At 59.6% G+C, this 26036-nt stretch carries 20 protein-coding genes and 1 pseudogene; 14 read left to right on the top strand and 7 right to left on the bottom strand.

Annotated features, from left to right (window positions below; genetic code table 11):
* Positions 1-241 precede the first annotated feature (241 nt).
* The 3 genes and pseudogenes from ACVWYY_RS00595 to ACVWYY_RS00585 form a co-directional block, all read left to right on the top strand.
* A pseudogene (locus ACVWYY_RS00595) lies at positions 242-409 on the top strand (tyrosine-type recombinase/integrase); the annotation flags it as partial.
* A 265-nt stretch (positions 410-674) separates the two neighbouring features.
* Positions 675-4637: a magnesium chelatase subunit H gene (locus ACVWYY_RS00590; RefSeq protein ID WP_457439263.1), complete on the top strand. Its 3963-nt coding sequence runs from the start codon at positions 675-677 to the stop codon at positions 4635-4637.
* 102 nt (positions 4638-4739) lie between these two features.
* Complete coding sequence (locus ACVWYY_RS00585; protein WP_414330567.1) at positions 4740-5114, top strand: DUF6883 domain-containing protein; 375 nt, start codon at positions 4740-4742, stop codon at positions 5112-5114.
* Positions 5115-5383: 269 nt separating this feature from the next.
* Here the strand turns inward: ACVWYY_RS00585 and ACVWYY_RS00580 are convergent, their stop codons facing one another.
* From ACVWYY_RS00580 to cphA, 3 genes are all read right to left on the bottom strand, one after another.
* Positions 5384-6253, bottom strand: a complete 870-nt coding sequence (locus tag ACVWYY_RS00580; RefSeq protein WP_457410976.1) for a prepilin peptidase — start codon at positions 6251-6253, stop codon at positions 5384-5386.
* A 121-nt stretch (positions 6254-6374) separates the two neighbouring features.
* Positions 6375-6575 carry a hypothetical protein gene (locus tag ACVWYY_RS00575; RefSeq protein WP_011432545.1) on the bottom strand — a complete coding sequence of 67 codons (201 nt, stop codon included), beginning with the start codon at positions 6573-6575 and terminating at the stop codon, positions 6375-6377.
* Between the two features lie 322 nt (positions 6576-6897).
* Entirely contained in the window at positions 6898-9594 is a 2697-nt protein-coding gene (gene cphA, locus ACVWYY_RS00570; RefSeq protein ID WP_457439261.1) for a cyanophycin synthetase, read from the bottom strand.
* A gap of 271 nt (positions 9595-9865) precedes the next feature.
* Here cphA and ACVWYY_RS00565 point away from each other — a divergent pair, with 271 nt between their 5' ends.
* Positions 9866-12142, top strand: a complete 2277-nt coding sequence (locus ACVWYY_RS00565; protein ID WP_457439259.1) for a ComEC/Rec2 family competence protein — start codon at positions 9866-9868, stop codon at positions 12140-12142.
* A gap of 170 nt (positions 12143-12312) precedes the next feature.
* A complete protein-coding gene (locus tag ACVWYY_RS00560) occupies positions 12313-12945 on the top strand; it encodes a 4Fe-4S single cluster domain-containing protein (protein WP_414330282.1) in 633 nt (210 codons plus the stop codon).
* 19 nt (positions 12946-12964) lie between these two features.
* Here ACVWYY_RS00560 and ACVWYY_RS00555 read toward each other — a convergent pair whose 3' ends face one another.
* Positions 12965-13240 carry a hypothetical protein gene (locus tag ACVWYY_RS00555; RefSeq protein ID WP_414330279.1) on the bottom strand — a complete coding sequence of 92 codons (276 nt, stop codon included), beginning with the start codon at positions 13238-13240 and terminating at the stop codon, positions 12965-12967.
* A gap of 248 nt (positions 13241-13488) precedes the next feature.
* Here ACVWYY_RS00555 and ACVWYY_RS00550 point away from each other — a divergent pair, with 248 nt between their 5' ends.
* From ACVWYY_RS00550 to ACVWYY_RS00540, 3 genes are all read left to right on the top strand, one after another.
* Entirely contained in the window at positions 13489-14292 is an 804-nt protein-coding gene (locus ACVWYY_RS00550; RefSeq protein WP_414413669.1) for a prohibitin family protein, read from the top strand.
* Positions 14293-14372: 80 nt separating this feature from the next.
* Positions 14373-15311 carry a prohibitin family protein gene (locus ACVWYY_RS00545; protein ID WP_457402135.1) on the top strand — a complete coding sequence of 313 codons (939 nt, stop codon included), beginning with the start codon at positions 14373-14375 and terminating at the stop codon, positions 15309-15311.
* A gap of 194 nt (positions 15312-15505) precedes the next feature.
* A complete protein-coding gene (locus ACVWYY_RS00540; RefSeq protein ID WP_457402137.1) occupies positions 15506-16531 on the top strand; it encodes an HD-GYP domain-containing protein in 1026 nt (341 codons plus the stop codon).
* On the opposite strand, the gene ACVWYY_RS00535 is transcribed toward ACVWYY_RS00540, so the two are convergent.
* Entirely contained in the window at positions 16509-17150 is a 642-nt protein-coding gene (locus ACVWYY_RS00535; RefSeq protein ID WP_457439257.1) for a ComF family protein, read from the bottom strand. The two genes, ACVWYY_RS00540 and ACVWYY_RS00535, sit on opposite strands and share 23 nt — an antisense overlap.
* Positions 17151-17422: 272 nt before the next feature.
* On the opposite strand from ACVWYY_RS00535, the gene rpsL reads away from it, so the two are divergent.
* The 6 genes from rpsL to dapB all read left to right on the top strand — a co-directional run bounded on the left by rpsL (position 17423) and on the right by dapB (position 23346).
* Positions 17423-17830 carry a 30S ribosomal protein S12 gene (gene rpsL, locus ACVWYY_RS00530; RefSeq protein WP_011432553.1) on the top strand — a complete coding sequence of 136 codons (408 nt, stop codon included), beginning with the start codon at positions 17423-17425 and terminating at the stop codon, positions 17828-17830.
* Positions 17831-17913: 83 nt separating this feature from the next.
* Complete coding sequence (gene rpsG, locus ACVWYY_RS00525) at positions 17914-18384, top strand: 30S ribosomal protein S7 (protein ID WP_011432554.1); 471 nt, start codon at positions 17914-17916, stop codon at positions 18382-18384.
* 153 nt (positions 18385-18537) lie between these two features.
* Complete coding sequence (gene fusA, locus ACVWYY_RS00520) at positions 18538-20661, top strand: elongation factor G (protein WP_457439255.1); 2124 nt, start codon at positions 18538-18540, stop codon at positions 20659-20661.
* A 31-nt stretch (positions 20662-20692) separates the two neighbouring features.
* Entirely contained in the window at positions 20693-21922 is a 1230-nt protein-coding gene (gene tuf / locus ACVWYY_RS00515) for an elongation factor Tu (RefSeq protein ID WP_457439253.1), read from the top strand.
* Between the two features lie 124 nt (positions 21923-22046).
* Positions 22047-22364 carry a 30S ribosomal protein S10 gene (gene rpsJ / locus ACVWYY_RS00510; RefSeq protein ID WP_414328725.1) on the top strand — a complete coding sequence of 106 codons (318 nt, stop codon included), beginning with the start codon at positions 22047-22049 and terminating at the stop codon, positions 22362-22364.
* A 121-nt stretch (positions 22365-22485) separates the two neighbouring features.
* Positions 22486-23346: a 4-hydroxy-tetrahydrodipicolinate reductase gene (dapB, locus tag ACVWYY_RS00505; RefSeq protein ID WP_457439290.1), complete on the top strand. Its 861-nt coding sequence runs from the start codon at positions 22486-22488 to the stop codon at positions 23344-23346.
* Here dapB and ACVWYY_RS00500 read toward each other — a convergent pair.
* Positions 23343-24260, bottom strand: coding sequence for a methylenetetrahydrofolate reductase (locus tag ACVWYY_RS00500; RefSeq protein ID WP_457439251.1), 918 nt, complete (start codon positions 24258-24260; stop codon positions 23343-23345). The genes dapB and ACVWYY_RS00500 overlap by 4 nt on opposite strands.
* Before the next feature lie 77 nt (positions 24261-24337).
* Complete coding sequence (locus ACVWYY_RS00495; RefSeq protein WP_457439249.1) at positions 24338-25894, bottom strand: hypothetical protein; 1557 nt, start codon at positions 25892-25894, stop codon at positions 24338-24340.
* Between the last annotated feature and the right edge of the window lie 142 nt (positions 25895-26036).

Raw genomic sequence — 26036 nt, 5'->3', positions numbered from 1 at the left:
ATCCGCACACTGTACTCATAAAGTCAGTGTCGGGAGGAATGTGCAACTTTATTTGCTCTATGTTATGATAATAGTGCGGACACCAGAAACGGTTATTTAAGGCACTGGCAACGGTCGATTGGGGCTGCCGTAAACCAGCCTAGAGGTCCGGGCTTGTCTTGTTCTCTGGTAGAGCAGAGCAGGCCCAGGGCTACTAAAAGCCTACTCTGTACCGCTAAAGCGGTACGGAGTCGGGTAGTTTACTTGCCACACCTTCCGCCATAGTTTTGCCACTCATCTCCTGCAAAACGGCTACGACATCCGCACCGTCCAAGAATTGTTGGGCCACAAAGATGTCAAAACCACCATGATTTACACCCATGTGCTGAATAAAGGCGGGCGCGGGGTGAGAAGTCCATTGGATCCTTAGAAGGGGACGCTCTCTGGGGAAGGGATCCTCTTCCCCTTTACAGTACCTCAGCGATCATTGCGAATTATTACGACCTTGCCGCCATGCTCCCAGCAGGGATCCGTTTCTCTGGTAGAACGGGAAACAGACAATAGGGGATCCTGCCTATCGCGTCAGCGGGACGGAGTCCTTTCGCGTCAGCGGGACGGAGTCCTTTCGCGTTAGCAGGACAGAATCCTTTCCCCGGTTTACCCAATTTTTGCATTGCACGACGGAGAGCGACCGCATGTTTACTCTGGTTAAGCCCATCACCCGCCACGTTACCCCTGCCGAGGTAGGGGATCGCCGCTTGATGAAGGTGGTGTATGTGGTGTTGGAGCCGCAATATCAGAGTGCCCTGACGGCGGCTGCGCAGCGCATCAATGCCCACAACTCCAAGCTGGCGGTGGAGCTGGCCGGCTACCTGGTGGAGGAGCTGCGGGATCCCGCGGGCTATGAGGCTTTTCGGCGGGATCTGGAAACGGCCAATGTCTTTATTGGATCCTTGATCTTCATCGAGGACATTGCCCAGAAGGTGGTGCAGGCGGTAGAACCCCTGCGGGAACGGCTGGATGCGGTGGTGGTGTTTCCCTCCATGCCGGAGGTGATGCGCCTGAACAAGATGGGAGCCTTTTCTATGGCGCAGCTGGGACAGTCCAAGAGCGCCATTGCCCAGTTCATGCGCAAGCGCCAGCAGGGATCCAACTTCCAGGAGGGGATGCTGAAGCTGCTGCAGACGCTGCCCAAGGTGCTGAAGTATCTGCCCTTCGACAAGGCGCAGGATGCCCGCAACTTCATGCTCAGCTTCCAGTACTGGCTGGGGGGATCCCGCGAGAACCTGGAGAACTTTTTGCTGATGTTGGCGGATCGCTACCTGCCGGGGATGCGGGATCAGGTGCAGTTTGCTGAGCCGGTCACCTACTTGGAGATGGGCATCTGGCACCCCTTGGCGCCGCAGATGTTTGCCAGTCTGGCGGAGTATTTGGATTGGTACAACGCCCGCGAGGATCTGCCGCAGGACGTGAAGGATCCCTTGGCTCCCTGCGTGGGGTTGGTGTTGCAGCGCACCCACCTGGTGACGGGGGATGATGCCCACTACGTGGCCATGGTGCAAGAGCTGGAGTCGCGCGGGGCGCGGGTGGTGCCGGTGTTTGCCGGGGGTCTAGATTTCTCCAAGCCGGTGAACGAGTTTTTCTGGAACGCGCAGAAGACAGCGCCCATTGTGGATGTGGTCGTGTCGCTAACCGGGTTTGCCCTGGTGGGAGGGCCGGCGCGGCAGGATCACCCCAAAGCAGTGGAAGCGCTGCAACGGCTGAATCGCCCCTACATGGTGGCGCTGCCCTTGGTGTTTCAATCGACGGAGGAATGGGCTGCCAGCGACCTGGGCCTACACCCGGTTCAGGTGGCTTTGCAGATTGCCATTCCCGAGCTGGACGGGGCAATCGATCCCATCATCCTCTCAGGGCGGGACGCGGCCACCGGCAAAGCTCACGCAATGCAGGATCGGATCGAGCTGATCGCGGCGCGGGCCATTAAATGGGCCAATTTGCGGCGCAAGCCCAAGCTGGAGAAGAAGATCGCCATCACCGTTTTCAGCTTCCCGCCGGACAAAGGCAATGTGGGGACAGCAGCCTACTTGGATGTATTTGCCTCTATTCACCGGGTGATGCAGGCCCTGGCCCACAACGGCTATGACCTCGGCCCCGAGCTGCCCAAAACCCCGCAGGAGCTGATGGAGTCCATCCTGCACGATCCCCAGGCCCAGTACGCCAGCCCGGAGCTGAATGTGGCCGCCAAACTGTCGGTGCGGGAGTACGAGGCGCTGACACCCTACGTGAAAGCCATCGAGCAATACTGGGGGCCAGCGCCGGGGCACCTGAATACCGATGGGCAAAATCTGTTGATCTACGGCAAGCACTTTGGCAATGTGTTCATCGGGGTGCAGCCCACCTTCGGCTATGAAGGGGATCCCATGCGGCTGCTTTTTTCCAGGTCAGCCAGCCCCCACCACGGCTTTGCTGCCTACTACACCTACCTGGAGAAAGTGTGGGGGGCGGATGCGGTGTTGCACTTTGGCACCCATGGATCCCTGGAGTTTATGCCGGGCAAGCAGATCGGCATGTCGGGCGAGTGCTATCCGGATAATCTAATTGGATCCCTGCCCAACCTGTACTACTACGCCGCCAACAACCCCAGTGAGGCCACTATTGCCAAGCGGCGGGGCTACGCCTGCACCATCAGCTACCTGACGCCGCCGGCAGAAAACGCCGGCCTCTACAAGGGGCTGCAAGAGCTGCGGGAGATGATCGGCTCCTACCAAACCCTGCGGGAGGGGGCGCGGGGCATCGCCATCGTCAACGCCATCTGCGACAAGGCGCGGCTGGTGAACCTGGACAAGGATGTGGAGTTGCCCCAGGGGGACGCCGCCCAGTTGAGCTTGGAAGAGCGGGACAGGGTGGTGGGCAAGCTCTACGCCCAGCTGATGGAGATCGAGTCGCGGCTGTTGCCCTGTGGTCTGCACGTCATTGGAGCGCCCCCCACCGCCGAAGAGGCGATTGCCACCTTGGTGAGCATTGCCAGCATCGACCGCCCGGAAGAAGGGATCCTCGGCCTGCCCCGCATTCTCGCCCAAAGCCTGGGCCGGGATATCGATGAGATCTACCGCAACCGAGATCGGGGGCACCTGGCGGATACGGAGCTGCTGGATCGCATCAACAAGGCCTGCCAGAAGGCGGTGGCGGCGCTGGTGCAGGAGCAGACCGACGCCCAGGGCCGGGTCGCGCGGGTGGCCAAGCTCAACTTTTTCAACATGGGCCGGCAAGCCCCCTGGTTGGCAGTCCTAAAAGAAGCGGGCTACCCCCAGGTGGATCCGGATCTTTTGAAGCCCTTGTTTGAATTTCTGGAGGAGTGCCTCAAGCAAATTACGGCAGATTATGAGCTGGGATCCCTGCTGCGGGCCTTGGAAGGGGAGTACATTTTGCCGGGGCCAGGAGGGGATCCCATCCGCAACCCCAATGTGTTGCCGACAGGGCGCAACATCCACGCTTTGGATCCCCAGTCCATCCCCACGGCAGCCGCGATTAAGTCTGCGGAGATGGTGGTGGAACGGCTGCTGGCTCGCGAGATGAGCAGTAACGGTGGCCGGTACCCGGAAACCATCTCGGTGGTGCTCTGGGGCACCGACAACATCAAGACCTACGGGGAGTCGCTGGCGCAGGTGCTGTGTTTGCTGGGGGTGCGACCCAAACCCGATGCCCTGGGGCGGGTGAACAAGGTGGAGCTGATCCCCTTGGAGGAGCTGGGCCGGCCCCGCATTGATGTGGTGGTGAACTGCTCGGGGGTGTTCCGGGATCTGTTTGTCAACCAGATGGATCTGATCGACCGGGCGGTAAAGCTGGCGGCCGCAGCGGTGGAGCCACCGGAGCTGAACTTTGTGCGCAAGCACGCCTTGCAGCAGGCAGAAGAACTGGGGCTGACGTTGGAGCAGGCGGCAACGCGGGTCTTTTCCAACGCTTCCGGATCCTACTCCGCCAACATCAACCTGGCGGTGGAAAACAGCTCTTGGGAAGATGAAAGCGAGCTGCGGGAGATGTACCTATCCCGCAAGTCCTTTGCCTTCGGCTCCAACCTGCCCAACCAGCAGATGCGACAGCTCTTCGAGGCCAGCCTGAAAACGGTGGATGTGACCTTCCAGAACCTGGACTCCTCGGAGATCAGCCTGACCGATGTCAGCCACTACTTCGACGCGGATCCCACCAAGCTGGTGCAAAGCCTGCGCCCCGACGGCAAGGCCCCCTCGGCCTACATGGCAGATACCACCACGCCCAACGCCCAGATCCGCACCCTGAGCGAAACCATCCGTCTGGACGCCCGCACCAAGCTCCTCAACCCCAAGTGGTATGAGGGGATGCTCAAGCACGGCTACGAAGGGGTACGGGAGATCGCCAAGCGGTTGGTCAACACTTCGGGCTGGTCGGCCACGGCAGGTGCGGTGGACAACTGGATCTACGAGGAAACCAACGAGACTTTCATCAAGGATGAGGCCATGCGGCAGCGCTTGATGAACCTCAACCCCCACTCCTTCCGGCGCATTGTCGGATCCCTGCTAGAGGTGCATGGGCGCGGCTATTGGCAGACTTCCCAGGCCAATATCGAGCGCCTGCAGGAGCTGTACCAGGAAGTGGAAGACCGGATCGAGGGGGTGGAGTAATTAATATGGTTGTTTCAGGTTAGCGTGAGACGTCTGGGCTACTGTTCGCGCCAGCGGGACGGAGTCCTTAGACCTTACGTGAAGTCGGCAAAAGCTGCAACCATGGCCGGATCCTTGCCCAGGGCTTCTGAAGCAGCAGTGGATCCTGCCAAGTTCGTTGATTACTCTATGAATCCAGCTAATCCTGGAAATCAAGGCAAGTGGATTGCCTTTGCAGAGCTTGGCTATGATGTCAGTACACCAGAGGGAAGAAGGGTGGGATTTGCTCACATTCTGCAACAGGTTACTGCTGCTCTGCCTTGCGCCTTAGCCGGGGATCCGTTTCCAACACCCTATGGAAGCCGCTATCGAGTCAAGATTGAAATTTTGGGCCTCAATCAGAAAAAAGGCACTTTAGTGACCGTGTGGCAGGTTGATAAGGAAAGTTTAATCCCTCGTTTGGTCACCAATTGGCTAGAGGTACACAATGATGAGTAAAACCACTTCTAGAATCAAGCCATACAGTAGAGTTAAAACTGTGGCAGATGTCAAGGAGTATTTCAGCGAGACCACTATTCCTGCTGGAACTCAGGGATCCATTGTGGAATGTTACTCAGATCCCACTGAAGGCTATGCGGTTGATTTAGCGGTTCCGGATTTGAGCTTGGTAGGAGGTTTTCGATATTTTAATCTCATTCTTTTTCCCGATCAGTTTGAAGTCATAGATCCCGAAACATGAAGTATCCAATGTTGAATGGACGTTCCCTCTACCCCACCAGGTCAAGCCAGCGCAGGTAGCCCTCCACCAGTTGGGATCCGGCTAGAGCGGCTACCCCTCCGCCCATAGCCAAGTAGGGGCCGAAGGGGATGGGCTTTCCCAGGCGGGCCCGCCCCTTGGTCATGGCCAGCAAGCTAGCCAGCAGGCCAAACCCGGAACCCAAAAGAAGGGCCACCACCACCCCCTGCCAGCCCAACCACATGCCGATCAGGGCCAACAGCTTGCCATCTCCCCCGCCCATAGCCTCCCGCCCCAAGACCCAACGGGCCAAGAGGCCAATGCCCTCCAGCAGCCAGAGGCCCAGCACAGCTCCTGCAATCCCTTCCACCAGTGACAGGCCTGTAGCGGCCAGGGATCCGGATCCCTGGAGCCACGGCAGAGCCAGGCGGGCCAAAAGCCCCACCACCAGGCCTGAACGGGTCAGCTCCTCCGGCAGCAAAAAGGTATCCAGATCGATGAGCGCCAGGGCCAACAGCCAGCTCAACAAGATGCAGGTGAGGATCCCTTGGGCAGAAAACCCCAAAGCGCCGATGCTGAGGGCAAACAGGCCCATTGTCAACGCCTCAACGGCAGGGTAGCGCCAGCTAATCTGCGCTCCACAATGGCGGCAGCGACCGCGCAGCAACAACCAGCCTAGGATGGGAATGTTCTCCGTGGGGCCCAGCGGCGTCTTGCAGCTTGGACAATGGGATCCGGGATGGAGCAGAGAAAGGCCCTGCGGCAGACGATAGACCACCACGTTCAAGAAGCTGCCCACACAGGCCCCCAACACCAGCACCAGCACCCAGGCCAACAGGCGCAGCTCCCAGATTCTGTTGGCGTCGGCGCTGCTCAGCCACATCATGCTCAGCCACATCATGTGAGCGTTGTGCAGTAGGGGAGAATCTCGAGCATGGCAGCCATTCCCATCGCGTCGGCAGGACGGAGTCCCTAAAGGCAGAAAAAGGAAGGATCTGCTCTGTCAGCGCCGACCTCGTGCCTCACCGCAGCGGCTCCAACTGCTGCAGCGGAATAAAAGTTTCCTGGGGCAAGAGAATGGGAAACTCGGAAAAGATCAGATCCCCTCGCAGGGTACGGCGGTGAATAACTACCCCCCGCGGAGGTTGCTCCAGCACTTCCGGTCGATACTGCAGATGAAATTGATAAATCTGGCGAGCCGCTTGAAGCAGAGCGCTGTCCATGAGCTGTTTTCCTTGCCAAATTCACAACTACCCTAACGACATTCCCATCGCGTCGGCGAGACGGAGTCTTTAGACCTTTTGGGATCCCCAAAGTTCTGTCTGCCATCCCTCAGACTTTTTTAGAACGGTTAAGGCTTCTGAAAAGCCGGGGATCCCCTGAGCCGAACACCTGCTGCTTCCCAAAAGACAAGTCACCCGCCCCCGCCAGCCTAAACTTAGGATATCGCCGCCGAGGACTTATGGGTCACCTCCGCCCACTCAATTCTCGATGTCTGTCCAGGAATGGAGGCCATAGAGCACTCTGGAGTTGTCGGCAGCCAGCCTAAGACAGTTTGACGTCAGGGCTGGGGGAGATCAAATCTGGGCCAATGCTGTAGGAGGAGCCACGGTAACTGGGTTTGGGATTGAGCTTGTCTTGAAAGCGGGTGATGATCTGGATGGTGCGCTGCACATCTGCCGGAAAGATCACCACCAGGTCTCCGGGTTCGGCTTTCTCCAGAGCGGTTTCGATGGCAGTAGCCTCATCCAAGATTTCCTGCAGACGATCCCCTGCCTTTTCCTGTTCCCAACCCTGCCGGATTAGGGCGGCCACCTCGCCTGGTTCCCGTCCTCGCCGGTCATCATCTTCTTTGACAATGGCTCGGTCGAACATGCGCGCTGCCAGGACTCCCAACTCTCGTAGGTCGCTGTTGCGCCGATCCCCAGGCCCGCCGATAACCCCAATTTTTCGTTGGCAATCCCAGCGCTCCAGGGTACTTTGAATGGCTTCGTAACCTGCTGGGTTGTGGGCATAGTCCACCAGCACTTGGTAGCCCCCCACATCGAACAAGTTGAGGCGACCAGGGGTTTGGGCCACAGAACTGGTGAAGGTGCCCAGTGCCATGCGGATGTCGTCGATGGAAACCCCGTGCAGGAAGGCTGCCAAAGTAGCGGCCAGCACATTTTGGATCATGAAGCTGGCCTTGCCAGAGAGGGTGAGGGGAATTTTGGTTACATCTTCTATGCGCAGTTTCCAGCCCCGTTTCAAAATGGAGATGTGGCCCTCTTCATAGACAGCTGCTATGCCCCCGGAAGCAATGTGCTTTTGAATGAGGGGATTTTCCGGGTTCATGCTGAAATAGGCCACTGTCGCCTTGACATTGGCGGCCATGGCGGCCACCAGACCATCATCGGCATTCAAGACAGCGTAGCCCCGCTCGTGTACCGCTTCCACCAAGACGGATTTGACGCGGGCCATGTCTTCCAGGGTTTCGATATCCCCTAACCCCAAGTGATCTGAGGTTACGTTGAGCACCACGCCGATATCGCATTCCGGGAACCCCAGACCCTCTCGCAAAATGCCGCCCCGCGCCGTTTCCAGCACCGCCACTTCTACGGTGGGATCCCTGAGCACCAGGCGGGCGCTGTGGGGGCCGGTCATGTCTCCCTTGGCAATTTGATGGTTTTGGATGTAAACGCCGTCGGTGGTGGTGAAGCCGACCCGCTTGCCGATGCCTTTGAGGATGTGGGCGATCAGGCGGGTGGTGGTGGTTTTGCCGTTGGTGCCGGTGACGGCCAGGATGGGGATGCGGGTGTGGCTGCCGGGGGGAAAGAGCATGTCGATGATGGGCTCAGCCACATTGCGCGGGATCCCTTCGCTGGGGGCCAGGTGCATGCGCAAACCCGGAGAAGCGTTCACCTCGACAATGCCGCCACCGGTTTCGTTGACGGGCTGGGCAATGTCCGGGCAGATGAGGTCGATGCCCGCCACATCCAGGCCGATGATCTGAGCTGCCCGTTCGGCAATGAAGGCGTTGTAGGGATGGATGATATCGGTGCAATCGACGGCGATGCCTCCGGTGCTCAGGTTGGCGGTGGATTTGAGGGTGCAATGTTCTCCTTCGGGCAGCACTGTATCCAGGGTGTAGCCTTTGCTTTCGAGGATGCGCAGGGTCATGTCGTCAACGCTAATTTGGGTCAGCACGTTTTCGTGGCCAAACCCCCGCCGCGGATCCCTGTTGACTTCGTCGATCAGCTCTTGAATGGTGGAGCGGCCATCTCCCACCACATAGGCTGGGATCCGCTTGGCCACAGCCACCAGCTTGTTGTTGATCACCAGCAGTCGGTAGTCATCCCCCACCAGGTGCTTTTCCACCAACACCACATCGGAGTATTGGCTGGCGGCATCGTAGGCGATCTCGGCGGCTTCCAGGCTGGTGATGTTGACGGTGATGCCCTTGCCGTGGTTGGCGTTAAGGGGCTTGATCACCACCGGAAAGCCCCCGACATCCTCGATGGTGGCTGCCAACTCGCTGCGGCGACGCACCGTATAGCCCTTGGGCACCGGGATCCCCATGTCCTGCAGCAGTTCTTTGGTGGCCTGCTTGTCGGCGGCCAGGTCGGCGGCAATGATGCTGGTTTTTTCAGTGGTGGTGGCTTCGATGCGCTTTTGGTAGACGCCGTACCCCAGTTGCACCAGGGATCCCTTGTTGAGGCGCAGATAGGGGATCCCGCGCAGGGCGGCCTCGTCCAGCAAAGCTTGGGTGCTGGGGCCGAAGCGGACGTTCTCTCGGATCTCTCGCAACTCTTGAATGTCCAGTTCTAGGTCGCGGCGGTAGTCTTCTCCATCCACCAAAGCCTGACAGAGGTAGACTGCAGCTTTGGCCGCAAAGCGCCCGGCCTCTGCCTCTTGATACTCGAACACGACGTTGTAGGTGCCGGGGGTGGAGGTTTCGCGGGTGCGGCCAAAATCCACTTTCATGCCGGCCAGAGTCTGCAGTTCCAAGGCCACATGCTCCACCACATGGCCCATGAGGGTGCCCTCTTCCACCCGTTGCAAGAATCCCCCATAGCAGCCGCGGGAGCACTGGTGTTCCCACAGTCCCGGCAACAGGGCCTCCAACCTTTCTTTGAAACCCGGGATGGTGTTGGTGGGTCGCTCCTGCAAGTCTTCCAGATCAAGCCGCATTTGAATCAGCTTATGACGACGGATGCTCCAGTAGTTGGGGCCACTGAGAACGCGGATGGATCGGATGCGCATAGGGTCTAGGGGAAACAGCGGGGAAGGGGACAGATAACTTAGGGTCGTTTTAGGGTCGTTTTCAGGATGCCGGCGCAGGAAACTGCCAAGGACTACATCCCGCTGGCGCGACCAGCCCTAATCTACACTCCCTTTGCCAAGGTCGAGAAAGAGTATCCTTTAATACAATTCTTTCGGTACAATTCTTTCGGCAGGCGAGCAAGGTTAAGACAACGCAATGGATCCCGCTTGACCACATCGGTACAGTGGGGGGCAGACGGGTCTGCGGCACATGGAAAGAACCTATCTGCTGGGGTTGGGCTGGATCTTGGGCCTGCTGGTGCGGGCTTGGCCCCAGGCTGCCGGGTGGGGCTGGGGGATCCTGCTGGGATTGGGGCTGGCGGGATCCCTGCTGTGTCGGCGGCGACTGCGTTTGGCCCGCACTTGGCTGGCGATGGGGCTGGTGGGGTGTCTAGCTTGGGGTTACCTGGGTTGGCGGCAGCCTTTTCCCGGCCCGACGGATATCAGTCTGTTGGCCCCCCAGCAGCAGATGAACTTGGTGGGCACCGTCCTCTCGGAACCTCGTCCCACCCGCAGCGAACGGCGGCAATTTTGGCTGAGAGCAGAGCAGGTGCTCAACGCCGACTCCACGGCCCGCCAGGTCAGCGGCAAGCTCTACGTCACCACCGGCCCTGAGGCCCTCCAGGACAAGGATCTCCACCCCAACCAACGGGTGCGCCTGACGGGATCCCTGTACCTTCCCAGTCCGGCCTTGAACCCGGGCAGCTTTGATTTTCAAGCCTACCTGCAGCGCCAGGGGGCTTTTGCCGGCTTCAGCGCCCGTGAGGTGATCCTGCAGCCGGGGGGAAGAGGTTGGGGGGGCTGGGTGTTGCGGCGGCGGGTGCGAGAGGCGTTCGTTGCTGGATTGGGGGAGCGGCAGGGGAATCTGTTGGCTTCCTTGGTGCTGGGATCCCGGGCCGCCCAATTGGATTTCGACTTGCAGGATGCCTTACGGGAAATCGGCATGGCCCATGCGCTGGCCGCCTCTGGGTTTCATGTGTCGCTGTTGGTGGGGGTGGTGTTTGTCCTGACGCGCCGGCTGGCGGTGCGCCTGCAGCAGGGGATCATCCTGGCGGTGCTGGGGCTTTATATCGCCCTCACGGGGTTCAGCCCTTCGGTGTTGCGGGCAGCACTGATGGGGGCAGCAGCCATGGTGGTGCTGACGGAGCCGCGCCTGCAGGGAAAAGTTAGGCTCAATCCGCTGGGCACGTTGCTGGTGGTGGCGGTGGTGTTGCTAATCTATCAGCCCATGTGGATTACGGATTTGGGGTTCCAGCTCAGCTTCGCCGCCACCCTGGGCCTGCTGGTGGGGACAGCTCCCATCGTTTCCCGCTTGGACTTTTTACCCCCGGCAGTGGCCACCGCCTTGGCCGTTCCTCTGGCCGCCCAGATCTGGACTTTGCCGCTGCAGGTGGCCATCTTTGGCCGCATCCCCACCTATTCACTGCTGGCCAATCCCCTGCTGATGATCCTGTTGCTGCCGCTGCTGGTGGCGGGGTTCGGGGTGGCCTTTGTGGCTTTACTCTCTCCAGGGCTGGGATCCCTGCTGGCAAGGCCCCTAGGGCTGCTTCTCACGCCTTTGATCAACTGGGTGAGCTGGATAGCCGGTTGGCCCTTCAGCTCCTACTACACCGGCGGAGTTTCTCTGCTCCAGTGCTTGCTCCTCTACGGGGCGCTGGTGGCCGTGACCTTTTGGCCGCGGTGGCGACAGGCCTTCCGCTGGCAGGGCACTGCCTTGATCCTGGTCGGGATCCTGTTGGGGCCGGGGTTGTGGCCGGGGCCGCCGGTCCAAATTACCGCCTTGGCCAGTGGACGAATTCCCATCCTGGCCATTCAAGCGGAAGGACGCCACCTCTTGCTCAACAGCGGGGATCCCCGTTTGGCAGAACGCACGGTGTTGCCCTTTTTGCGGCAGCAGGGCTTGCGCCGTCTGGACGGGGCGGTGGCCATGACCTCCGCCGGCTCTGCCAATGGCGGCTGGGAGATCCTGCTGTCGGCTTTCTCCAAAGGAGTACGTCCCGCCAACGCAATTGGGCAATTCTGGGATGGGGGAGGGGCTAATGCGGCTTCCGAAAGTTACCTGCGCTCCCTCAGTGCTGTGCAAGCTGCCGGGATCCCCTATCGAGTGTTGCAGCCTGCCGACCGGATCCCGGTGTCGCAGCGGTTGAGCCTACAGGCCATCCACACCAACCCCCTGGTGTTGACTTTAGAAACAGAGGGATCCCATTGGCTGCTGCTGGGCTCTGCCGGCACCCATGTGCAAGCCGAGCTAACCGGATCCCCGCTGATGCCGGCCCAGATCGACTGGCTGTGGTGGGACGGGGGATCCCTGATTCTGGATCTGTTGGAGCGCTTTCAGGTGCAGGCGGGCATCAGCTCTGGCCCTGTCAGCGAAGCAGTGACTGCCTGGTTTCGGCAAAAACAACGGCCCCTCTACGTAGCCGATCGAGCTGGAGCGGTGAGCTGGTCGCGACGGGGAGTGCAAACCCTGAGGGCGCAATTGGAGTAGGGCCGGTTTCCAGACCAGGCAGCTTTCTCAGCAGCCTCCCAGTTATCCTGTTTTTGCAACTACGAGCCTCAATCGTTCTCAAGCGTTAATTATTGATTCATGACTGCCTTATGAGCATAGCTGCCAATTAGGCTAAGAATAGCCTCAAGAGGTTTTGCAGCGGGTGATCCATGTCCAAGGCAGAGATGGCGCTGAGCTTTCTGGCCCAGATTCCTCCCGGCTATCTCAACCTGATGGGGTATGTGGACGAGTCGGAAGTGAATGGGCCGGGCTGCCGTGCGGTGGTGTGGGTGCAGGGCTGCTTGCGGGAGTGCCCAGGCTGTTTCAACCCGGCTTCCTGGCCGTTTGTCATCCATCAACTGGTGAGCGTGACCGACCTAGCAGCCCAAATCCTAAGCAACCCCAAAAATCAAGGGGTAACCTTCTCCGGCGGGGAACCCTTCTGGCAGGCTCCTGCCCTGGCCAGCTTGGCGCGGCTTCTCAAGGCCAAAGGGCTGACAGTGATGTCTTTTACCGGCTTTACCCTAGAACAGTTGCACTCCCCCCAAGCTCCTCCCGGCGCCCAGGAGCTGCTGCAAGAGCTGGATATTTTAGTGGACGGCCCCTATCTCCAATCTCAGGCCATTCACTCCCCCCACTCGCTGGTCTCTTCCCGCAACCAGCGGGTGCACGTCTTCAACCCCGCCTTGCAAAACCAGCTTAATTGGGCCAGTGACCAGGTGGAAATTCATATCCTCAAAGATGGAACCCGCATCGTTACCGGCTACGGCAGCCAGTTTCTCCTCGACGAGGCAGGCTCTTGAACTGCAGTGATCCTTTATCCTACACCTGCAGCGGTTCCCTGAGACAAGCGGGCAGTTGCCAGCACATCTCCAGCCAGTTTTTTAGCTCTTCCGGTTGGCCCATGAGGCTCATTTCCACCAGCAAAATGGCGGCCCGGTCGGCGGCGCCTTTGGATCCGAGACGAATTAGGGCAGACAGGCTCTCTTCCCGCCAGCAGATGGATACCCCCTGCCGGATCAAGGCCTGGGCGGCAGCGGGAATGCACGAGGGTGGCACCTGGATGTCTCGCCGCTCGTAGTCGACAGTAGGTAGCATGAACGGCAACCCAAATCTTTATTATGTTTTAATCTTCTTCCCTTTTCGCTTGTCTGTCACGGGTCTTTGCAAAGTATGAAGTAATCTTTTGTAAACTTTGTAGAGTTCTCGACATCGTTGAGAACAGTGGGCGAGCAAGCGCGGGATCTCTCGCGGGATCCCTGGAGAAAACTTAAAAGATAGCGGCGATTTCTCAGCCTCATTTCCCCACAGCCGCGAGAATGGCTGCATGCGCAGGAGATGGGGAGATGCGAGCAGAAGGTTGGGAAAGGCGAGTTGGTCGCTGGTTGCCCAAGGCCACCCTTGCCGGAGCCGTATTGATCCTAGTGGCGATGGGCAGGCCGCTGCGACTGGTGGGCAACGGAGAAAATATGGTGGTGTTCACCTGGGGAGGGGGGGTGAGCCCGATGGCTTTGCAGCCTGGTCTCCATTGGGTGCCGCCTTTTGTCTCGCGCACGGTTACCTTCGATGTAAAAACGCAGGCCCTCACCTGGAAGGACAACGACCCGACTGCCTACGCGCCGCGGCTGGTGGCCCTTTCTCAGGATGGGCAGCAGATTGCGGCTGAGGCGACGCTGCAGTTTCGCATTGTGGACGCCCCCAAAGTCTACACACAACTGGGGGAGAACTACCTGGATCGCATCGCTCCCATTGTTCGGTCGGTCATCCTGAACGAGACCAGCGGCTTTTCCGCCCAGGCTCTGTATTCCACGGAGCGCCCGCTGCTCCAGGGCCAAATCCGCGAACGGGTGGCTCTTCTGCTGAAGGAATACGGCATCGAGGTTTTGGATTTTCTGCTGCGGGATGTGGATTTCGATCCTGATTTTGTAGCGGCAATTGAGGCAAAGACCATTGCCGAAAATCAACTGGCGCAAAAGCAATTTGAGATCGAGCAGGCCCGCCAAGATGCCCGCGCCATCATTTCTCAAGCTGAGGCGGAAGCCGGTCAATTGAGAGCCAAAGCACAGGCCCTCACCCAAAATCCGCAGTACCTAGAGGTGGTCAAAGCCGCGGTACTGGGATCCCGTCTGGAAACTTTGATCACCAAATAACTCAACAGGAAATCAATCCTTTTAGCCTGTCCCCAATTTCCTCAGCTCTTCTCACCGACCCTAAAACGGGAGCAGCCGCCATGTATCCAACAGGAGAAGCACCCCACAGCAGAGCCGGTTGGCTGACCGCGGGAGGGATCGCCGTCTTGGCGGCCCTGGGAGTGCTCCGCGCTTGCCTGTACGTCACTTTGCCCGGACATGCCACTGTAGTTTTCAATACCTTTTCCGGGTTGCAGAAGGGGCGGGTGGAACTGCCAGGGGCCATCTTCCGGATCCCGGGGATCGAGACGCCGATCACCTACACCGTGCTCACCCGCGTTTGGGAGTTTACCAACAACCCCGCCTCGGCCAATGCCATCAGCAACGCCATCACGGTGAACACCGCCGATGGACAAGCCTTTGTCATCGATGTGGCCATTGCCCTCAAGCCCAACCTCGCCACTTTGGATGAGCTGCACGCCAGCATCGGCGAGAACTATCTTTCCACGGTGGTGGTGCCAGTGGTGCGCTCCAAAATTCGGGATATCTCCGCCTCTTTCGATTCGGAAGACTTCTACCGGAAAAGCCAGCGGGCCGCCATCGAACAACGAGCGCTGGACTTGATTCGCCAAGAGATGCCTACTGTCAACCGCGATGGCCAAACCCTGCCTCTGGTGCAGGTGGAGAGCCTGTTTCTGGGCAACCCCGATTTCCCACAAGCCTTAAGAGACTCGATTGAACGCAAACAGGTGGCCTCGATTACAGCACAGACGGCGGCAGTACGGGCGCAGATCCAGGAAAAAGAGACGGAGCGACTGTTAATCCTGGCGGCGGCCAACCAGCGGGCCATTGAGCTGAAAGGACAAGCGGCAGCGCAGAACGCGCAACTGGCGGATCTGCTGTTCTACGAGAAGCTGCAAGAGCGCATCCAAAACCCGACGGACTCGCTGCCCCCTTTGCGCATCATCCGTGTCGAGGGCGATGCCACCGTGTTTCTCAATGTGGATCCCCATCAGGCAGCCTTACAAAGAGCGCAGTAGGTTCAGCAAAGTTGCGGATTACAGACTTAAAAGTCTGAGTATAAAGTGTGTCCAGATGTGAAGGCGAAGGGATGTCATTCGAGTTCGTTGACATCCTACCGCCAAGTGTTTGGACTGGGATCCCCTGTGGGGTTGCGCCGAATCCGGCTGAGGGGGAAAGCTCGTACTCGATGCAAGACTAGATTTTGGCCGCCATGAACTCCCGCCTGACTCACACCCCCTTTCCCCGTCTAAACCCGAAGCTGGCGGAGGCGGATCATGTTTTGGTGGTGGACGATCAGGCCAGCAGCCGCCTCTACATCGGTGAGCTGTTGCGGTCGGCCCACTTCCGCGTGAGCGAGGCCACCAACGGCGAAGAGGCTTTGGAGGCTGTGGAGCGGCTTCGGCCAGACTTGGTGCTGTTGGATGTGCTGATGCCGAACATGAGCGGGTTCGATGTCTGCCGGCAACTGAAGGCCAATGAGCTGACCCGCCTGATCCCCGTTGTGCTGATCACTGCCCTGACCGACCGCTCCAATCGCCTGATGGGGATGCAGGTGGGGGCCGACGACATTTTGACCAAGCCCTTCGATCACGTGGAGCTGCTGGCGCGGGTACGCTCATCCATCCACCAAAAGCGTTTGAACGAAGATCTGGATCACGCCGCCAAGGTGTTGTTTGCCATTGCCCGCGCCGTGGAAAGTCGGGATCCCACCACGGGTGACCATTGCGAACGCTTGGTGGCCATGGGGGAACAGTTTGGTCGTTACTTGGGGCTGTCTCGTCAACAGATCAAGGCCCTGCGCTGGGGCGGCTACCTGCACGACATCGGCAAAGTCGGGATCCCGGATGCGATTTTGTGCAAGCAGGGCAAGCATACCCCGGAAGAATGGGAGATCATGAAATCCCATGTGTTGATTGGCGAAGACATCTGTCGGGGCTTGCGCACCATGCAGGATGTGCTGCCGATCATCCGCCACCACCACGAGCGTTGGGATGGCAGCGGCTACCCGGATGGGCTGGCAGGCGAAGAGATCCCTCTGTTGGCCCGCGTCTTTCAGGTGATCGACATCTTCGACGCTCTGATCTCCCCTCGCCCCTACAAACCGGCCCTGACCGCCGAACAGGCCCTGGAAGTGCTGCGGGAGGAAACCCGCAAGGGCTGGCGGGATCCGAACTTGGTGCGCGAGTTTTGTGACTTTATGTTTGTTACGGCCTTTAATCTGCTGGAGGCGGGATAGGGGCTGGGGTTCCGGGCCAGGCTGGACAGGCAGCTTTTGGGGTTTGGGCGACGACAACTACTCCGGCCACCGGGATCCCGGCAGCGGCCAATACCTGCTGGGCGGCTTGCACAGTAGAGCCGGTGGTGTAGATGTCATCCACCAGCAACACCGGTGTGGCCGGAACTTGTTTCAGGGCAAAGGCCCCGGCCAAGTTGTGCTGTCGTTGCAGCGGGTTGAGCTCATGTTGAGCCGCTGTGGCCCGCACCCGCACCAGAGCCTCAGGCCAATGTCTCAGACCTGTCCGCTGGCAAAAGGCTTGGCTGATCAAGGCGGCTTGGTTGTAGCCCCGTTGCCGCAGGCGCTCCGCATGAAGCGGGATGGGCACCACCGTATAGTCCAAGCCATAGGCCCTACGGGAGCCTGAAGACGGCTGTCGGCTTTCCACCCAGCGGGATCCCAGCCATTCTCCCAAAACCGAGCCAATGCGCCGTTGTCCTTCGTACTTCAGGCAATAGATGGCCCTGCGCAGCGCCCCCCGGTGGATCCCCCAGGCGTAAAGTGGCCAAGGCGAGGTGGTGACTGGCCAAGTGGCAAGGCGCTCCGCCTGCAACCGCTTTTGACAGTCTTGACAGAACACGGCCTTGGCAGGGCGCCGGCAAAGCGGACATGGAGGCACAATCCACCAATCTAACCAGCCCATCGTCTGCTAGGGATCCTTTCTGGTGTGCAGAGTCTCCTAAAAAGCTGAGGCAAGGGGGGAACGAGGCCGAAATTCAGACTCGGCCAGGCTAACAGCCCAGCAGTCCATCCCCAAGTTGACGCTGGGATCCCGCCTTGCTAGGATTCAATATCGCCGGATAATTCAACCGGATAATTTAAAATTTAAGCCGTGACCTTCTCTGCCAGCCCATGCCCACCATTCAGCAACTGATCCGTGAGGAGCGCAGCGTTGCCGCTCGCAAAACCAAGTCCCCTGCCCTGAAGGCTTGTCCACAGCGGCGGGGGGTTTGCACCCGAGTGTACACGACAACGCCCAAAAAGCCCAACTCGGCCCTGAGAAAAGTGGCTCGCGTTCGCCTCACTTCCGGCTTTGAGGTCACTGCCTACATTCCTGGCATCGGCCACAACCTGCAGGAGCACTCTGTGGTCATGATTCGCGGTGGGCGGGTTAAGGATTTGCCCGGCGTGCGTTACCACATTATCCGGGGCACCCTCGACGCTGCAGGGGTCAAAGACCGCAAACAAGGCCGCTCCAAATACGGGGCGAAACGGCCCAAGCCGGGCCAAGCTCCAGCCGCCGCTGGCAAGAAAAAATAGCTTTGCCCTCACCCTCAACCCTCCATATCCCACTCGTCATCTTTCTTTCTGCCATCCTCATCTGAACAAGCAACCCAGCTCCTATGTCTCGCCGCAACCGTGCCCCTCGTCGTGATGTGCCCCCGGATCCCAAGTATGGGAGCCGTCTGGTTACCATGCTGATCCGCAAGTTGATGATGAGGGGTAAGGCATCCCTGGCTGCCAGGATCCTCTATGAAGCTCTGGACATTGTGCGGGAGCGCACCGGCCAAGACCCACTGCCCTTGCTGGAAAATGCTGTTCGCAACGCCACCCCACTGGTGGAGGTGAAAGCCCGCCGGGTGGGCGGAGCCACTTATCAGGTGCCTGTGGAGGTGAGAGGAGAACGGGGCACTTCCCTAGCGCTGCGCTGGTTGGTGACCTTTTCGCGCACTCGTCCAGGTCGCACCATGGCCGCCAAGTTGGCCAATGAGCTGATCGATGCAGCCAACGAAACCGGCAGCGCCATTCGACGGCGGGAAGAGGTGCATCGCATGGCCGAGGCCAACAAGGCCTTTGCCCACTACCGCTACTGAACTAGCCTGGCGGAGCAGTGGAGACTTTTGGGATCCCTGTTCTGCCCAGCCCGAGTTCCAGCGAGGTGGAGAAAAATCGGCAAAAAAGATTAGAATTGTAAAGGATTTTTTAGTTTGCCCAAGTCGCAGGGCGACGAGGATTGGGAGGTTGACGTGGCACGCACAGTTCCCCTAGAACGAGTCCGAAACATCGGCATCGCGGCTCACATCGATGCTGGCAAGACCACGACCACAGAGCGGATTCTCTTCTACTCCGGTCTGGTGCACAAAATTGGCGAAGTTCACGACGGAACTGCGGTCACCGATTGGATGGCCCAGGAGCGGGAGCGGGGCATCACCATCACTGCTGCGGCCATCACCACCCGTTGGACTAAGCGGGATCCCGTAAATCCTTCCCAGCCCCTCTCCGGCGCACCGGAGTACACCATCAACATCATCGATACTCCTGGGCACGTCGATTTCACCATTGAAGTTGAGCGCTCCATGCGGGTGCTGGATGGGGTGATCGCCGTCTTTGACTCGGTGGGCGGCGTGCAGCCTCAGTCTGAGACCGTCTGGCGGCAAGCCAATCGTTACAATGTGCCCCGCATTGCCTTCGTCAACAAAATGGATCGCATGGGGGCCAATTTCCTCAAGGTTTACAACCAGATCCGAGAGCGCCTCAAGGCCAATGCTGTGCCCATCCAACTGCCCATCGGTGCCGAAGACGGGTTTTGCGGCATTGTTGACTTGGTGCGGATGCAAGCCCGCATTTATATGGATGAGATCGGCAAAGACATTCGTCCGGCCCCCATCCCTGAGGAGATGAAAGATCTCGTGGCAGAGTATCGGGCCAAGCTGGTGGAAGCAGTGGCCGAGACGGACGAAGCTCTGATGGAAAAGTACTTCGCCGAAGAAGATCTGAGCGAAGCCGACTTGATGGCGGGTCTGCGCAAAGGCACGATCAGCGGCCAAATTGTGCCCATGCTGTGTGGCTCTGCCTTCAAGAACAAGGGAGTCCAGATGCTGCTGGATGCAGTGGTGGATTACCTGCCCTCGCCTGTGGATATTCCGGCCATCAAGGGGGTGCTGCCAGATGGCTCAGAAGTGTCCCGCCGTGCCAGCGACGATGAGCCCTTCTCCGCCCTGGCCTTCAAGTTGATGAGTGATAAGTACGGGGATCTCACCTTTATTCGCGTCTACTCGGGGGTGTTGACCAAAGGTACTTATGTGCTCAACTCCACCAAGAACAAGAAGGAGCGAATTTCGCGGTTGGTGGTGCTGAAGGCCGATGAACGCTTGGACGTGGATGAGCTGCGGGCAGGAGATCTGGGAGCTGTGGTGGGCCTCAAGGACACCACTACTGGGGACACCCTCTGCGACGAAAATGCGCCGGTGATCCTGGAGTCACTGTTCATCCCAGAGCCGGTGATCTCAGTGGCTGTAGAACCCAAAACCAAAGCCGATATCGATAAGCTCTCCAAGGCCCTGCAGGCCCTGGCCAAGGAGGATCCCACCTTCCGCGTGTCTGTGGATCCCGAGACCAATCAAACCATCATCTCTGGGATGGGCGAGCTGCACCTGGAGATCTTGGTGGATCGGATGCTGCGGGAGTTCAACGTAGAAGCCAATGTTGGTAACCCACAGGTGGCCTACCGCGAAACCATTCGCAAGCCGGTCAGCCGCGTGGAAGGCAAGTTTGTTCGCCAGAGCGGTGGCCGTGGCCAGTACGGCCATGTGGTGATCGACCTAGAGCCGGCGGAGCCGGGTACAGGGTTTGAGTTCGTTTCCAAAATTGTGGGTGGCGTTGTGCCCAAGGAATACATTGGGCCGGCTGAGCAAGGGATCCGAGAAGCCTGCGAATCCGGTGTGCTGGCGGGCTATCCCCTGATTGACATCCGCGCCACCCTGGTGGATGGCTCCTACCACGAGGTGGACTCCAGCGAAATGGCCTTCAAGATCGCCGGTTCGATGGCTCTGAAGGAGGCCGCTCGCAGGGCAAGCCCTACCCTGCTGGAGCCGATGATGAAGGTCGAGGTGGAAGTCCCTGAAGCCTTTGTGGGGGATGTCATCGGGGACATCAACGCCCGCCGCGGCCAGATGGAGGGGATGAATACAGAAGGCGGCATTACCAAAGTCAATGCCAAAGTTCCCTTGGCGGAGATGTTTGGCTATGCCACCGACATTCGCTCCAAGACCCAGGGTCGAGGCACCTTCACGATGGAGTTCAGCCACTACGAGGAAGTTCCTCGCAGTATCGCCGAAGCCATCATTGCCAAAAACAAAGGAAATGAGTAGCTGACTGAAACCAAAAAGGAAGTGACGATTCATGGCACGCGCTAAGTTTGAACGCACCAAACCCCATGTCAACGTTGGCACCATCGGCCATGTTGACCACGGCAAGACCACCCTGACGGCTGCCATCACCACCACCTTGGCCGCTTTGGGCCAGGCCACAGCCAAGCGGTACGATGAAATCGACGCAGCGCCAGAGGAAAAAGCTCGCGGCATTACCATCAACACCGCCCACGTCGAGTATCAGACTGCCAACCGTCACTACGCCCACGTGGATTGTCCCGGCCACGCCGACTACGTGAAGAACATGATCACAGGCGCGGCTCAGATGGATGGGGCCATCTTGGTGGTGTCTGCAGCTGATGGTCCCATGCCCCAAACACGGGAGCACATCCTGTTGGCCCGTCAGGTAGGGGTGCCCAGCTTGGTGGTCTTTCTGAACAAGGCAGACATGGTGGACGATCCAGAGCTGCTGGAGTTGGTGGAGCTGGAAGTGCGGGAGCTTCTCTCCAAATACGACTTCCCCGGCGACGACGTTCCCATCATCAGAGGATCGGCGCTGAAAGCCCTAGAAAGAATGACCGCCAACCCCAAAACCCAGCGGGGCGAAGATCCTTGGGTGGACAAAATTTATGAGCTGATGGATGCGGTGGACTCCTACATTCCCACGCCTGATCGGGATGTGGACAAGCCCTTCCTGATGGCTGTGGAGGATGTCTTCTCGATTACTGGTCGGGGCACGGTGGCCACGGGCCGGATCGAGCGGGGTCGCATCAAGGTGGGCGAAACGGTGGAACTGGTGGGCCTGCGAGAAACTCGCTCTACCACTGTTACCGGCCTGGAGATGTTCCAGAAAACCCTCGACGAAGGGATTGCCGGCGACAACGTTGGTGTGCTGTTGCGGGGCATTCAGAAGAACGAAGTGGAGCGCGGCATGGTGCTGGCCAAGCCCAAGACCATTACTCCTCACACCAGCTTCGAGTCTGAGGTGTATGTCCTCAAGAAAGAAGAAGGAGGTCGCCACACGCCGTTCTTCGCTGGCTATCGTCCCCAATTCTACGTGCGCACCACCGATGTAACCGGCACCATCTCTTCCTTTACGGCTGATGACGGATCCCAGCCAGAGATGGTGATGCCTGGTGACCGCGTCAGGATGACGGTGGAGCTGATCCAGCCCATCGCCATTGAGCAGGGGATGCGCTTTGCTATCCGCGAGGGTGGCCGTACCGTCGGAGCGGGTGTTGTCTCCAAGATCCTGAAGTAAGCTGCTTTTTCTCGGCAGGGATTGAGTGCTGGCGGCCCCAGACCAACTCAGTTGCGATAGTGGCGCGGAGCACTTTCCCTGCCAGCTTTTTTGAGTCCCCCTTTTTCTGGATTGCTCTCCGGCCATGCCTACCTTAACTCAACAGAAAATTCGTATCCGCCTGAAGGCTTACGATCATCGGCTGCTGGATACTTCCTGCGACAAAATCGTGGATACGGCTCGTCGTACCGACGCCGTGCCGGTTGGCCCGATTCCTTTGCCTACTCGGCGCCGCATCTACTGTGTGCTGCGCTCCCCCCACACCGACAAGGACTCGCGGGAACATTTTGAAACCCGCACCCACCGGCGCATTATCGACATCTATTCCCCCTCTTCCAAAACCATCGATGCTCTCATGAAGCTGGATCTGCCGGCAGGGGTAGATATCGAGGTGAAGCTGTGATGGATCTGCAGGGATCCCCCGCTTTCGCAGTCATTTCGTAGAGCTTGGATGAGGGCAGCAGCGGGTGACAACATCGGTTGATCCGGTCGATCGCGATAGTGGTGCAGACCCCTCTCAGGGGTTGGCAACTCCAGGAGCGGCCCAATCCCCCATCCCGGTTTTGGTGGTGGGGGCCCTGGGCAAAATGGGGCGGGAGGTGGTGCGGGCCGTTGCCCAGACGCCCGACATGAGGTTGGTGGGGGCGGTGGCCCGCTCTCAACTGGGCTCGGATATTGGCGAGGTGCTGGGCCTGGGATCCCTGGGGGTGGAGATTACCGATGACTTGTCGGGGCAGTTGCTGAGGTTGTCGCAGCGGAGCAACCGCGGCGTGATGGTGGATTTTACCCATCCTCGGTCGGCCTTTGAACATGTTCGCTCGGCCATTGCCTTTGGCGTACGCCCGGTGGTGGGGACGACGGGCCTGACGCCGGAGCAGGTGGAGCGGCTGCGGGATCTGGCGGACAAGTCGGGTGTGGGCTGTTTAATCGCGCCCAATTTTGCCATCGGCATGATTTTGCTGCAGCAGATGGCGCTGCAGGCGGCCCAGTATTTTGACCACGTTGAGATCATCGAGCTGCACCACAACCGCAAAGCGGATGCCCCCAGCGGCACGGCTCTACAGACGGCCCAACGGCTGGGACAATTGGGCAAAACCTTTAACCCGCCCGTTCGCGACAGCGGGACGGAGTCCTCAGTGGAAGAAAAAGAGCTGATCCCCGGTGCGCGGGGAGGGCTCTCTGGCCCCAACATTCCCATTCACAGCGTTCGTCTGCCGGGGTTGATCGCCCATCAGGAGGTCATTTTTGGTGGGATGGGGCAAACCCTCACCTTGAGACACGACACCACCGATCGGATAGCTTTTATGCCGGGGGTGATCCTGGGGATCCGCAAGGTGCTGCAGCTCAAAGGTTTGGTCTACGGGCTGGAGCAAGTGTTGAGCTAGCCGGTCAGGGGAGGGATCCCGGCCTCATCCAGAATGCGGGGGATGAGGTGCTCGGCTTTGACGGCCATCAGATGCACCCCGTGGCAGATTTGGCGGGCCTGCCGCACCTGTTCGGCGGCAATGCGGATCCCTTCTTCGAGGGGGTGGGCGGCGTTGGCCAGCCGCCGGATGATCCCGTCTGGGATCTGCACCCCTGGCAGGTTGCGGTTGATAAACTCGGCATTTTTGGCCGATTTGAGCAAAAAGATGCCGGCCAAAATGGGCTTGCCGGCGGGACGGCCCAACTTATCCATGAAGCGCTCCAGTTGCTCAAAGTCGGTAACCATCTGGCTCTGGAAAAATTGGGCCCCGTTTTCCAGCTTGCGGTGGAAGCGCCGCTCCAGGCCGGAAAAGCTGCCCGATTGGGGTTCCACCGCTGCCCCTGCCAACAGATGCGTGCCCCCATCCGGGAGAGGTTTGCCATTGCAATCGAGGCCGTTGTTCAGCCGTTGGATAAGCTGCAGCAGGCGCACCGATTCCAGATCGAACACGGCGCGGGCATCGGGGCAATCGCCGATGTGGATGGGATCCCCGGTGAGGGCCAACACATTGCGCAGGCCAAGGGCTGAGGCCCCCAACAGATCCCCTTGCAGGGCCAGACGGTTGCGATCTCGACAGGCCAACTGCAGGATCGGTTCAACACCCGCCTGATGCAACAGCACCGAGGCCGCCAACGGGCTCATGCGGGCCATGGCTCGGTTGGAGTCCGTGATGTTGATGGCATGCACCCGCCCCTTGAGCTGCTGGGCCAAAGACAGCAGGGTGCTGGTGTCGGATCCCTTGGGGGGGGTAATCTCGGCGGTGAGCAGAAATTCCCCCTGCTGGATGGCCTGGGCGAAGCGGGACAGGGGAGGTGATGAGGGGATCAGGGCCACAATTCCTGAAGGAAAGGTAAAACGGCTGGCTTATTATCGACTTTTCCGGGAGGTTTTTCCAGACAGGGCGCCCTTTCTCAGAGCTTGGGCGAGGGAAGGGGGCTGGGCGGGAGTTGCACCCGCATTTCCCCCAGCCATATCTTGGGATCCCCCTGTTGCAGATGCTGCCGCCAATCTTGTGCGGCTGCAGGAGGGATCCCGTCCGGGCTTAAAGTCCAGCTCCAGCCGATCACCTGAGGCCAGCGTTGGGCCTCTAGGGCTGCCAGCAGAGGTTGAGAGGCTTCCGAGCCCAGAGCTGGCCCGCGGATCACCACAGGCACTTCCGGGTTGAGGGCCTCAAGGCGGCGGTACAGCGGTTCAAAAGCGGCGGGATCCCCCGTTACCTGTAGGCTCAGCCAGTCCATCCCAGGGAAGTTAGCCCAGGCGGACACGGCCTCTGCATCTTCTCCGTCCAGCTCCACCACCCAGAGCAAATTGGCCGGGGACTCCGTCCCGCTAACGCGAACAGAGCGCAGGGTTTGCATCAGGTGTTGGTAGGCCCGTTGTTGCAGGGAGGACTCCGCACCGCTACCGCGAACGGGATCCCCGTCGCCAACAACGACGGCCAGGATGATGGGGGTGGCAAAGCGCTGGATCCCGCGGGCCCAAGAGCGCAAGGTCTCATCGTGATCCCCATTGGCCAAGGCAGAAAGTTGGGCTGGATCTAGCCGCAGGCGCAGGTAGGGGACTGAGCCGCTTTCCCGCAGGCGACTGGCCAACTGCTGTGGAAAGTCCTGGCGGGGATCCCAGAGGTGATCCACGGCTGCCCAGGCGGGGGGTTGACCGATGGCCTGGCGGTAGGACAAGAGCTGATCCCAAGTGGGAATGCCCGGCCAAGCAGCCCCGTGATATAGCCGGCCCGGAGGTGGCGGCAGCGGCCTACCCCGCAGAAAGGGGGCGGAATCGGGTGGGATTGGCGAGGTGAGAACAACCTCCAGCCGCAGCGGCGGCAAGACCTCACCGGCAGGGGGATGCGGCAGGGAGAAAGGGAGGATCCAACTGCGCTCCTGGAACTGGCCTCGGATGATCTGCTGAGGGTGAAAGTCCTGGGGAGGTGGCAGCGGTTCCAGCGGGTCTTCCCCCCAGAAAGCCCGTTGGATTACCAAGCGCACCCCTGCGCCGGGGTGGATCAGAGGCGTGGTGGTATCCAGGTGAAAGCTACCCCTGAGGCGGGTGGACGTCTCATTGGGCTCAACCCGGAAGGAGAAGGTGAGCTGGTCAGATCGGTAGGTGCCTGGAGCGGGGGAAGCAGTGGGGGGTGGGGATCCCGGCTGCCATCGGAGGCTCTCGCAGTCGGTGCAGGGGAGAATGGCCTGCGGATGGAGCGAAACGGGAGCCTCGCGGGCAGATTGCAATTGCTGGGGGCTGATGACAAAGCTGGCCCAAAGATGCTTCAGACGGGGATCCCGACCGGGCGAGATATCGGAGAAGGTTCGGCCCTCAGGAGTGGCCGTGCGGGTGCCGGCAGCCGTGCCGTCCAGAGGCACCGTGGAAACTGGGTCGCCAGCACAGCCCCCCAAAAAAACGACCGACAAGATCAGGGGCAGCGCCCAGCAGATTAAGGGTTTGAGTTTGCAGTTGGATGGCTGGATCATGATCTCACCTCAATACACCACTCCTGCCCGGCTACCGAAGGGAGTCGATGCCGCTCTCGTCTTGTGGACGGTGCGGTTCCCGACGGGGCACCAACGCAAACGGCCAGCAAGATCCCTTTCCCTCCGGTTGCTAGAGGGATCC

The organism is Thermostichus sp. MS-CIW-34 (assembly GCF_054060435.1).
This window is presented reverse-complemented; position numbering and strand designations above follow the sequence as displayed.

Excerpts from the sequence above, each read along its gene's own strand:
- ACVWYY_RS00590 (WP_457439263.1), top strand. The coding sequence starts at position 675 with ATGTTTACTCTGGTTAAGCCCATCACCCGCCACGTTACCCCTGCCGAG.
- ACVWYY_RS00585 (WP_414330567.1), top strand. The coding sequence starts at position 4,740 with ATGGCCGGATCCTTGCCCAGGGCTTCTGAAGCAGCAGTGGATCCTGCC.
- ACVWYY_RS00580 (WP_457410976.1), bottom strand. The coding sequence starts at position 6,253 with ATGATGTGGCTGAGCATGATGTGGCTGAGCAGCGCCGACGCCAACAGA.
- ACVWYY_RS00575 (WP_011432545.1), bottom strand. The coding sequence starts at position 6,575 with ATGGACAGCGCTCTGCTTCAAGCGGCTCGCCAGATTTATCAATTTCAT.
- cphA (WP_457439261.1), bottom strand. The coding sequence starts at position 9,594 with ATGCGCATCCGATCCATCCGCGTTCTCAGTGGCCCCAACTACTGGAGC.
- ACVWYY_RS00565 (WP_457439259.1), top strand. The coding sequence starts at position 9,866 with ATGGAAAGAACCTATCTGCTGGGGTTGGGCTGGATCTTGGGCCTGCTG.
- ACVWYY_RS00560 (WP_414330282.1), top strand. The coding sequence starts at position 12,313 with ATGTCCAAGGCAGAGATGGCGCTGAGCTTTCTGGCCCAGATTCCTCCC.
- ACVWYY_RS00555 (WP_414330279.1), bottom strand. The coding sequence starts at position 13,240 with ATGCTACCTACTGTCGACTACGAGCGGCGAGACATCCAGGTGCCACCC.
- ACVWYY_RS00550 (WP_414413669.1), top strand. The coding sequence starts at position 13,489 with ATGCGAGCAGAAGGTTGGGAAAGGCGAGTTGGTCGCTGGTTGCCCAAG.
- ACVWYY_RS00545 (WP_457402135.1), top strand. The coding sequence starts at position 14,373 with ATGTATCCAACAGGAGAAGCACCCCACAGCAGAGCCGGTTGGCTGACC.
- ACVWYY_RS00540 (WP_457402137.1), top strand. The coding sequence starts at position 15,506 with ATGAACTCCCGCCTGACTCACACCCCCTTTCCCCGTCTAAACCCGAAG.
- rpsL (WP_011432553.1), top strand. The coding sequence starts at position 17,423 with ATGCCCACCATTCAGCAACTGATCCGTGAGGAGCGCAGCGTTGCCGCT.
- rpsG (WP_011432554.1), top strand. The coding sequence starts at position 17,914 with ATGTCTCGCCGCAACCGTGCCCCTCGTCGTGATGTGCCCCCGGATCCC.
- tuf (WP_457439253.1), top strand. The coding sequence starts at position 20,693 with ATGGCACGCGCTAAGTTTGAACGCACCAAACCCCATGTCAACGTTGGC.
- rpsJ (WP_414328725.1), top strand. The coding sequence starts at position 22,047 with ATGCCTACCTTAACTCAACAGAAAATTCGTATCCGCCTGAAGGCTTAC.
- ACVWYY_RS00495 (WP_457439249.1), bottom strand. The coding sequence starts at position 25,894 with ATGATCCAGCCATCCAACTGCAAACTCAAACCCTTAATCTGCTGGGCG.